2 protein-coding genes are annotated in these 1,294 nt (G+C 61.8%); one reads left to right on the top strand and one right to left on the bottom strand.

The genetic code is table 11. The features are described 5' to 3' along the window. Nucleotides 1–590, bottom strand: a 590-nt coding sequence (locus AC1D1X_RS23600; protein ID WP_477699387.1) for a lyase family protein, incomplete at its 3' end; no start/stop codon positions are given. A 176-nt stretch (nucleotides 591–766) separates the two neighbouring features. Between AC1D1X_RS23600 and AC1D1X_RS23595 the strand changes: the two genes are divergently transcribed. Then, a partial coding sequence (locus AC1D1X_RS23595; protein WP_477699386.1) for a glutathione S-transferase family protein occupies nucleotides 767–1,294 on the top strand: 528 nt, incomplete at its 3' end.

The following is a 1,294-nucleotide window of genomic DNA, read 5'->3' as shown; positions in this document are numbered from 1 at the left end:
GCATTGGCCAGGCGCACCACCACGTTGGCGATTTCCTTGCCGACCGTGGTCGGGCTGGCCGTCTGGCCGTGCGTGCGGCTCAGCATGGGTTCTTCGGCATAGATGTGGGCCATTTCGCGCAGCTGCGCAATGACCTTGTCCAGCGCCGGCAGCACCACCAGGTCGCGGCTGCTTTTAAGCTGCAGCGCGTGGCTGGTGTTGTTGATGTCCTCGCTGGTGCAGGCAAAGTGCACAAATTCGCTGGCGCCCTGCAGCTCCGGCCTGGCTTCGAATTTCGACTTGATCCAGTACTCGACGGCTTTCACGTCGTGGTTGGTAGTCTTTTCGATTTCCTTGATGGCCGACGCATCGGCCTCCGAGAAGTTTTTGACCAGACCCAGCAAATAAGTGCGGGCGCCCGGGCTCAGCGGCTTGAATTCGGCGAATTTGGCATCGGACAGCGCGATGAACCACGCCACTTCGACCTGAACGCGGCGGTGCATATAGCCCTGTTCGGACATCAGGGGGCGTAACTGGTTCAGTTTGTTCGCGTAGCGGCCGTCCAGTGGGGACAGGGCGTTGATCGTGGAAAAAGGGGGAGAGGAGCTCATGGCCCAATTGTAGGCCGGGTGCCTGCCGCGCCCGCCGCGCCGGAAGCCGCTGCCGCAAGCCCGAAAAGATGTGCATATTTGCGAATCTTCTTGCCCGGCACGTTACACCCCCGTCAGCCTGGCTGCCGGCTTACTCGATAGAATGCTCTTCCCCCGGACCACGATCTCACACCATCATGAAACTCATCGGATCCGCTACCAGCCCCTATGTGCGTAAAGTGCGCATAGTGATGGCCGAGAAAAAGCTCGACTACCAGTTCGTCMTGGAAGATGTCTGGGCAGCCAACACCACCATCCAGGCTTCCAACCCGCTCGGCAAGGTGCCCTGCCTGGTCATGGAAGGCGGCGAAGCCGTATTTGATTCCCGTGTCATCGTCGAATACCTCGACACCCTGTCACCTGTCGGCAAGCTTATCCCCAGCCAGGGCCGTGAGCGCGCTGAAGTCAAAACCTGGGAGGCCCTGGCCGACGGCCTGATCGACGCCGCCATCCTGGCGCGCCTCGAAGCCACCTGGGCCGGCCGCAGCGTCAAGCAGCGCAGCGACGCCTGGATCGACCGCCAGATGGGCAAGATCGAAGCCACCCTCAAGGCCATGAGCACCGGCCTGGGCGACAAGTCGTTCTGCAGCGGCATCCACTTCAGCCTGTCCGACGTCGCGGTCGGCTGCGCGCTCGGCTACCTCGACCTGCGTTTTGCGCAAATC

The sequence above is a fragment of the Polaromonas sp. P1_G4 genome (assembly GCF_056405475.1).
The sequence above is the reverse complement of the archived record's forward strand: the minus strand, read 5'-3'. Positions and strand labels throughout refer to the sequence as shown.